Here is an 8,160-nt window from a genome sequence, read left to right on the forward strand (position 1 = left end):
GAAACAAGCGTATACTTTGCCCACCCATATTCATCATGGGAAAGAGGCCAAAATGAGCGCTATAACCGTATTTTTAGAAACTATGTACCAAAACGCAAATCCATAGAGTTTTACTCTGGAAACGATATTCTAAGCTTCGCAGACAGTATGAATGATTCGCCACGAAGGGTATTGAGTTATCGCACACCAAATGAAATGTTTGAAGAACAACTAGATAGAATTTATGCGCTAAATTTTTAGCAGAGAGTGTTCAATTTGTTATTGCAATTTACCAATTATTCTTACCGTTCGATTCCCCAAGGTGTAATGTAGCGACGGTTTTCTTTAAATTATCAATAAAATATTGTTCGCTCTTACCATATTTATATCGTTTGTTCTCGATATATCCATATTGTATAGGTAATGATAAATTCTTAATTTTTTTTGTTCTAAGTAAACCGCTAGTTACATAAATATCATGTTTTGAGTTAAATGCAGGTAAAAAGCAAACATAATTTTGATTGGCAACCAGTTTTTTTATCGCAGTAGTACTATTGCATCGAAATGAAAGTGTCTCAATTATTTTTGGAAAATATTCTTTTGGGAGATATTCAGCTTCATGAGCTAAAAATTCATCTCCGAATGCAGGGTAGGGTTGCAATAATACGTCTGACCATTCAATTTCATCTTGGTCATATAACGGGGAATGAGGTCCTACGTGAAGTATTAATTCATCGTCAAAAAGATGATTGAACTTCAGATCTTTTGTCAATAACTCAGAAACGAAAGTACCTATACCAATTTTGGCAAATCCTGCCGCAACCTGATTATAGATTAAGTAATCTTCCATAACATTAACAGAAAGTTTTAAAGGAATCTTTTCTTGCTTAGCATGTTCTAAACACTCAGGAATAAGCATTTCCGAGGCTGCAAATGTAGTAGCTAGTAAGACGCTATTGCCAAAAGGATCTACGTCAGATAATTGCTCAATTTCCTGAGCAAGTTCTAACATTTTCTCAACTTTACAATTAACCTCTTTTCCTAAATCAGTTGCAATTACTCCGTGGTTATTGCGATAAAAAAGTTCAATTCCAAGATCTTTTTCTAAACGATTTATTGCAGTGCTCAAAGTTGATTGTGAAATAAAATTTTTATCAGCAGCAATTGAAATTGAACCATATTTAATCACTTCGCGAAAATATTTCAAATCATCCAATCGCATACGATCCCTTCTTTCTATAGTTTTCTCTATTAATAAGATATAGGTGAAAAAGAGTCGTGTCAAGTTGTTAGAGACATACAACAGATCTTAAAAGAAAAGCATTTTAATCCCACTTAAAAAGATGACAATACAAACGATACGATGGAGGTGCGCTTCATTCATTTTTGAAACAAGCTTTTTAGCAATAAATAATCCGAAGATGGCGATAACAATGCCAAGGATGCCTATTTTTATCGAATCAACTGTGTACATTCCGCTTAATGCGCGCATGATTACATCGATGGTTATAGTAAATACCCCTAATATTTGAGTCGTTCCTAGATACGTTTCTTTTTTAGGGGTTGCAGTCAAAAAATAGGTGGCCATAATGGGACCGCCTACAGCAAAGAAACCATTTATGCCACCGCATAAGGTAGCAAATAAAATGAGATTTTTAGTATTAGGTGTTATTCTTATCTTTCTCTGAACAAAAAGTAAGTAAAACGCAATTAAAACAAAGATAATTCCCATCAGAATATACCAAATAGGAGAATCACCGAGTAATCGTAGAACAATAACACCAATAGAATCTGCAAGAATAAAAGTGACTACCCAAAGTGGAACAAATTTCCATTCAATGTGTTTTCTGTACAAGAAACTATTTGAATACAACACAAAGAGATATATAAATGACGCTAAGGCGATAGCTTCTGTATAGCCAAACAAATATGGAAAAATAATAAGAACAATCATAATAAATGCAAAGCCGCTAATGCCTTGGACAATAGCAGCAAGAAATACAATTAGAGAAAATAGTACCATACTAGCAAGAGACATTTGTAACCCCCTCATAAACTTTAAACAGGCTATTACACAAAGTTTGCGCAATAGCCTGTTTTTTTATTGAATTTTTTCACCAAGAATAACAGTGTGTATATTAGCGCTTTCGAATAAAGATTTAATTTCGTGTAATCGTTTGGTATCTGGTGGAGAAAAAACATCTCCTTCAGTACCGTATAAACTTCTATATTTCGAAACACCCAATTCGTGATAAGGGAGTAATGTGACGTCTTTTATATTATGCTTAGTGTAAAACTGATAGGTCATATTAATAACGTTTTCGGTGTCGTTTATTCCATGAATTAATGGCATTCTCATTTTGATTTTTTCAAGGATTTCTTTATTCGATGAAAGATGTTCTAGGTTTTTCAGTATGAGTTTATTTGAAACACCGGTCACTTTTCTGTGTACTTCATCAAGAATACATTTCATATCGAATAAAATATAATCCGCTTTTAGCGCCATATTATACAATTTATTCGTATCACCGTAACCACTTGTATCCAAAGCAACGCCAATATTTCTTTGTATGGCTTCATCTAAAAGAGCATTAGCAAATTCCGCCTGAGAGAGCAGTTCTCCTCCACTAATGGTCATTCCGCCTCCTGTGCGATTATAATAGCCGATGTCCTGCTCTACTATATCTAATATACTGGAAACCGCCATCTCTTTTCCAGTTGTACGGAGTGCCTCACTGTAACAGTTGTCCACACATTTAAAACAATGTAAACAACTCTTTTCATCAATAGCTATTCTTTCCTGAGTAAAATGAATAGCATTTTTAGGACATACATCCATACAAGAATGACATCCAATACATTTTTTTGCTGTAAAGATATGTTGCTTGTTAAAGGAGATTAATTCTGGATTGTGGCACCACATACATTTTAAAGGACAACCTTTTAAGAATACGGTTGTTCGAATGCCCGGACCATCTTCAGTTGAAAATTTTTGAATCCCCCCAACCATTCCGATTATATTATTCATGGAAAAACACCTCATTCTATTTATGCAAGATGAGCTGTTCGTTCAATAATAATATCCTGAACACCTTTATCAAGTTCGGTAAAATATGCCATATACCCTGCAACGCGGACTACTAAATCACGATAATTTTCGGGATCTATTTGTGCTTTTCTGAGAGTTTCGTCATCAACAACATTAATTTGAATGTGTTGTCCGCCGGTTTCAATGAAATTTTTAACAACGCCTTCAATGATATCTAAACCTTTTTCTCCTTCAACACCTCTAGGATCAAATCTTAGATTATACAGAACGCCGCCAACAACATGCTTCTGATCTGTTTTTGCAACAGAATTTGCAGATGCCGTAGGACCACTTGTGTCGCGACCCATGCTAGGTGAGCCATTGTCGCTTAGAGCGGTGAACGCTTTACGCCCATCAGGGGTTGCACCAACTTGTTCGCCGAAAGGCACGTTATATGTTTGTGATTGATTGCCAGGAGAGAAAACCCCGCCACGAGCATCTGGTAATAATCTCATAAAATCACAAGATGAATTCACGATATCAGCGTAAATGGAATCGACTTCCTGAATATCATTCCCAAATTTAGGTGGTTTATTAACCAGATATTGTCGCATTCGTTCATTGCCTTCAAAATTCTCTTGGCACATTTGCAATAACTCATCTAAAGTCATTACTTTTTCTTTATTAACAGCGTAGTCGATAGCAACGATACTATCTGCTGTAGTCGCTGGACCAGTAAAGAAAGTATTAACATAACAATAATCAGGTCCGCCTTCTTGAATGGAGCAACCTTTTTCTATACATCCATCCAAAAGAGAGGATTGGAAAACACCTGGCAAAATAGTTGCAACCATAGATTGGGTGCAGCGATAGGCTAGTGTCATCTTTTTCCAAAAATATTTAATTTGTTTTTTTGTTGCATCTGCATAATCTTGAGCACACTTGAAATCATGCGGATCACCAGTTTTTAACCCAATTTCTTTTCCGCTAACTGGATCGACACCATTATGCAATGCGATTTCTAGACATTTAGGGCCATTTAGATATCCACCAACAGGACTACCATCAACACCACCGCCACCTGGATGAGGTTCAATACAACCAATTATAATCCAGTTTTTAGCTTCTTCTGCTGTGCCACCTTTTAGTTTTACCATTTCTTCAGCAACTTTATCGCCGAAGAAGGCTGGATTAGCTTGACCTTCTTGAACCATTTTTAATGCTTTACGCATAACTATTTCAGATGTTTCTTCAAAGACGCGTAAGGCAATAGCAGGTTGAGATAATTTAATATATGATGCAGCATCAAGAACTAATTCGGATAAACGATTGCAAGCATCTTTTCCATCGGTTGTTTGACCACCAATCATTAGAATTTGCCATTGAGGATAACCAGCAACAGCCTTGCTAAAGTAATTATTTCTTAGCGTAACAACAGTACTTACTTTAATAAACAACATTTGTAGCAGTTCAATAACATCTTCGTCGGTAATGATACCAGCCTCGATATCGTGTTTGTAATATTTATACATGTTGATATCAAAGCGACCCAAGCCAGTTGCTGGAGCATTAGATTCAATTTGAATAAGTAAGTGGATAAACCACTGAAATTGAACAGCTTCTCTAAAAGAGCGTGGCGGATTTGCTGGCACATGTTGACAAATATCTGCGATTAAAAGCAATTCGTTTTTCCGTTTTTCATCTGTTTCTTGAAGTGCTAATTCTGTTGCTTTTTGTGCGTATCGATTAGCATAATCAATAGCTGCTTTTAAAACGATAATAGTTGCTCGCCAGTAATCTACTTTTGATTGCTTTTCAACAGTCATCCCGGATGCATAAGCTTCCTGAATAAGTTTTTCACACCATTCTATATGATGATTGAAACCATGTTCTAGTAATCGTGGATAGTTTGGATGTACGTGACCAGAAATTGTAATCTTACCGGCTGTCATGAAAATGCCGAGTTCTTCCATTTCTTTATATTCGTCAGGCATTTCTCTATCCATAATATCTTCTGAGGATCTACCATCCCATTTATCAAGATAAGAACGCATGACTTCAATATCTTCTTTATCAACTAAAAAAGGATCACAAGGTCTTGTAGAAAATGTAGGTAACTGCTCTTTTAACCATAATTTTCCGCTTTGGTATTCTGGGAAGATTAAAGCAGAACGGAATTTTTCAGACAAGGTTCCTACGAGCATTTCGCCAGGATATATAATAATTTCTTTATGCGCGAGCACATATTCTAAAATATGTGCCCGATAAATTGGAATTGCTTCTCCAGAATATCTTTCAGCTGCTTCTGTAGCCAGTATTAAACGCTCCGAACTAACATACGGTGGTTCTTGCAATAGAAGCTTTTTTAAATGTTCAACTCTTGTATTCATAATTATTCACCTCATCGTTCTTCAAAGAAATTTATTTGCGAGTAGGTGCTATTACAGCGCTCTTGTATTCTTTTTTGCAAATAAATTTAAACTGAATGTTTTTGGCCCAAGGGCTCCAATCATCTTCATCACAATTAGCATACCAATAGTTGTAACAGCAACAAAAATGAGTAATGTATTAATAGACATTGTTCCACCAGCAATGCCAAACATAATGGACGCAGGCCAAGTCATATATATTAATTCAATCCAAGTCATTAAGCCCATTTCAACAGGTGTTGGGGATTGTAATTTTGGATCGATGATACGAATCAAGGCAATGCCACTAGGCGCGGTGCCACAACAAGTCCCGATTAACCCAAGAGTTCTTTCAAAATCATATTCAGAACCTAAACGTTGACCAAGGAAAATGCAAACTGCAGCGGTCATTAATGCAACGATAACAATTTCTATTAATAGTGGAACAATCCATTTTTGAACGGTTGCGAACTGAACTGCCATAAATGCAAATACAACAAGAAAATCGGACAAAAAGCCAGTAATCTTGGACTGTAAAGTATTATTAAGGAGATAGTCAATTTTTAATTTTTTAAGTACAAACTTGACAACATAAGCCATTAAAAGACCATACATAAAAGTAAGACCGCCTAGCGTAACGCCAATATTGCCAGGCAACATGCCTAATAATTTGTTAATCTGTTCTGCTACAAGGAAAATAAGCATCATTAATCCAATATGGAAAGTAAATGTTTCTAAACTACCAGAGTAGGTTGTTGCTGTCCCAAGTGATTCCTTCTGTTCATCTGCTTTATAATAACCTCGTGCAACAGCTTCATCTGCTTTACCGAAATATTTACCGAGCCCTTTTTTTATACCAAACTTGGCAATTGGAACACCTAGCAAGAACGCACTCAAGAAACCAGTCGCAGCGAATGTAAGTGCAACAGAAACAGCATTTTCTAATCCAAGATCTTCAAAAATAGATCCAAAACTTACTGCTAAGCCAGGACCTTCGCAGAATCCCCAAGGAATCATTAAACCATATCGTGGATTAATGCCGAATGGTTGACCAACTACATATAGAATACCGAAACCAACAACAGCTGATAGACCGTATAGTATATTCCAAATACAGCCCATACCAATGCTGCCTATAATTAGATTTTTCGCCCCTTTGGCTTTTTCTTCTCTAGAACGTGGTGCGCTTTCGCCTGCACTACTTAAGCCGATTGAGATAAAGGATAATATAAACATATAACCAACTATGTTGGCGTAATAAGACTGATCGATGCCAAAAGTATAATCTGAACTCGCAACGTTAATAAAAATACACCCTAAAATACCAGCGATAACAGTTGCAGGAACATACATATTTTTAAAAAGCTTAATTTTCGATCTTAAAAACATACCTGTGAAAATAAATACAGAACCTAAAGCAAATGCAATAATTAATTCCATTTTAATCGCTCCTTTTTTAGCCTTTCATTAACAGTATATCCTCTCTGATAAAAAATAAACTTTAAGCATAATCAAATAATGCCTCCTTCACAAAAGCAATCTATAACACGACCTTATGGTTGTTATTATGCACACAAAGGTCTGTTCTGTGAATACTCTTTTTTCAGCATGAAACATTATTTGAATATTATCACCTTGACGGCGTTCGCGAAACATGCAAGTGAGATATGTGATAACGAATATTTCGTTGGGCCTTTTATTATTTATGGACTTTAGTCTGTTGAGCGTTTTTTCAGCGAAACATTAAACCACCTGCTATGCGGGTGGACAGACTGCCCCTACTGCAAACCACCCGTTTGACGGGTGGTTTCAGCTTGTCGAAAAAGGTCGCCATTTGGCGGCCTTTTCGCGTATTTAGCTATAATATAAAAGGGTAATAAATATGCTGATTAAAAAACCGGTAGATTGTAAAATGAAGTTGAACAATAAAAAATGACCCATGATGCTCTCTTTTGGTAGAATTAAGTTACCACACAAAACCTACTGGAGGAGAACATCCATGAGTCAAACTACTTCTAGCACATTTACACCATCACGACAAAGAGGTCAGCACCTTAAATTTGAGGATAGATGCAGCCTTAAGATTTTCAAAAAGCTAAACTTTTCTCTTCGCCATATCGCTAGTGAACTCGACTGTTCCCCGTCAACTGTTCTAAATGAACTTAGACGTGGTACGGGTGAGCGTAACGGTACCTGTGGTCGATTTCCTTCGTATTCTGCTAAGCGTGGTCAGGCTAATTACGAGATTAATCGCAGTAAATGTCATAAGAATCACAAAGTCTCTAAGGATAATCCGTTTATTATTTGGGTGACGCAACAGGTTAAAAGTCACAAATGGTCGCTAGATCTTGTGTGGGCTATGCCAAAAAGCACCGATTGTTTGATGAAAAATATATGGTTTGGTAAATTGCAATAACAAATTGAACACTCTCTGCTAAAAATTTAGCGCATAAATTCTATCTAGTTGTTCTTCAAACATTTCATTTGGTGTACGATAACTCAATACCCTTCGTGGCGAATCATTCATACTGTCTGCGAAGCTTAGAATATCGTTTCCAGAGTAAAACTCTATGGATTTACGTTTTGGTACATAGTTTCTAAAAATACGGTTATAGCGCTCATTTTGGCCTCTTTCCCATGATGAATATGGGTGGGCAAAGTATACGCTTGTTTCATCTGTCTCTTCTTCTGTAAACGTCGCAAATTCGGATCCGTTGTCAACAGTTATGGTTTTGAACACTTTAC

Annotated in this window: 8 protein-coding genes; 2 read left to right on the forward strand and 6 right to left on the reverse strand. The window is 36.3% G+C overall.

The genetic code is table 11. The annotated features are described in order from the left end of the window. The coding region (locus BLQ16_RS09765; RefSeq protein WP_423230825.1) for a transposase at positions 1-240 on the forward strand (240 nt) is incomplete at its 5' end. A gap of 28 nt (positions 241-268) precedes the next feature. Here BLQ16_RS09765 and BLQ16_RS09370 read toward each other — a convergent pair. The 5 genes from BLQ16_RS09370 to BLQ16_RS09390 all read right to left on the reverse strand — a co-directional run bounded on the left by BLQ16_RS09370 (position 269) and on the right by BLQ16_RS09390 (position 6,855). Continuing rightward, positions 269-1,201: a LysR family transcriptional regulator gene (locus BLQ16_RS09370; RefSeq protein WP_091792460.1), complete on the reverse strand. Its 933-nt coding sequence runs from the start codon at positions 1,199-1,201 to the stop codon at positions 269-271. 87 nt (positions 1,202-1,288) lie between these two features. Continuing rightward, positions 1,289-2,017, reverse strand: a complete 729-nt coding sequence (locus BLQ16_RS09375; RefSeq protein WP_159428078.1) for a sulfite exporter TauE/SafE family protein — start codon at positions 2,015-2,017, stop codon at positions 1,289-1,291. A 63-nt stretch (positions 2,018-2,080) separates the two neighbouring features. Beyond that, positions 2,081-3,007 carry a glycyl-radical enzyme activating protein gene (locus tag BLQ16_RS09380; protein ID WP_091792462.1) on the reverse strand — a complete coding sequence of 309 codons (927 nt, stop codon included), beginning with the start codon at positions 3,005-3,007 and terminating at the stop codon, positions 2,081-2,083. Positions 3,008-3,027: 20 nt separating this feature from the next. Further along, positions 3,028-5,397, reverse strand: a complete 2,370-nt coding sequence (locus tag BLQ16_RS09385; RefSeq protein ID WP_091792463.1) for a glycyl radical protein — start codon at positions 5,395-5,397, stop codon at positions 3,028-3,030. Positions 5,398-5,448: 51 nt separating this feature from the next. After that, positions 5,449-6,855, reverse strand: coding sequence for a sodium/glutamate symporter (locus tag BLQ16_RS09390; protein ID WP_091792464.1), 1,407 nt, complete (start codon positions 6,853-6,855; stop codon positions 5,449-5,451). Between the two features lie 559 nt (positions 6,856-7,414). On the opposite strand from BLQ16_RS09390, the gene BLQ16_RS09395 reads away from it, so the two are divergent. After that, positions 7,415-7,831: a helix-turn-helix domain-containing protein gene (locus BLQ16_RS09395; RefSeq protein WP_159428079.1), complete on the forward strand. Its 417-nt coding sequence runs from the start codon at positions 7,415-7,417 to the stop codon at positions 7,829-7,831. Between the two features lie 18 nt (positions 7,832-7,849). On the opposite strand, the gene BLQ16_RS09590 is transcribed toward BLQ16_RS09395, so the two are convergent. Next, positions 7,850-8,160, reverse strand: a 311-nt coding sequence (locus tag BLQ16_RS09590) for an IS30 family transposase (RefSeq protein WP_144019700.1), incomplete at its 5' end; no start/stop codon positions are given.

Source organism: Peptococcus niger (assembly GCF_900101835.1).
Classification (GTDB): Bacteria; Bacillota; Peptococcia; order Peptococcales; family Peptococcaceae; genus Peptococcus; species Peptococcus niger.

Excerpts from the sequence above, each read along its gene's own strand:
- BLQ16_RS09385 (WP_091792463.1), bottom strand. The coding sequence starts at position 5,397 with ATGAATACAAGAGTTGAACATTTAAAAAAGCTTCTATTGCAAGAACCA.
- BLQ16_RS09390 (WP_091792464.1), bottom strand. The coding sequence starts at position 6,855 with ATGGAATTAATTATTGCATTTGCTTTAGGTTCTGTATTTATTTTCACA.
- BLQ16_RS09380 (WP_091792462.1), bottom strand. The coding sequence starts at position 3,007 with ATGAATAATATAATCGGAATGGTTGGGGGGATTCAAAAATTTTCAACT.
- BLQ16_RS09370 (WP_091792460.1), bottom strand. The coding sequence starts at position 1,201 with ATGCGATTGGATGATTTGAAATATTTTCGCGAAGTGATTAAATATGGT.
- BLQ16_RS09375 (WP_159428078.1), bottom strand. The coding sequence starts at position 2,017 with ATGTCTCTTGCTAGTATGGTACTATTTTCTCTAATTGTATTTCTTGCT.
- BLQ16_RS09395 (WP_159428079.1), top strand. The coding sequence starts at position 7,415 with ATGAGTCAAACTACTTCTAGCACATTTACACCATCACGACAAAGAGGT.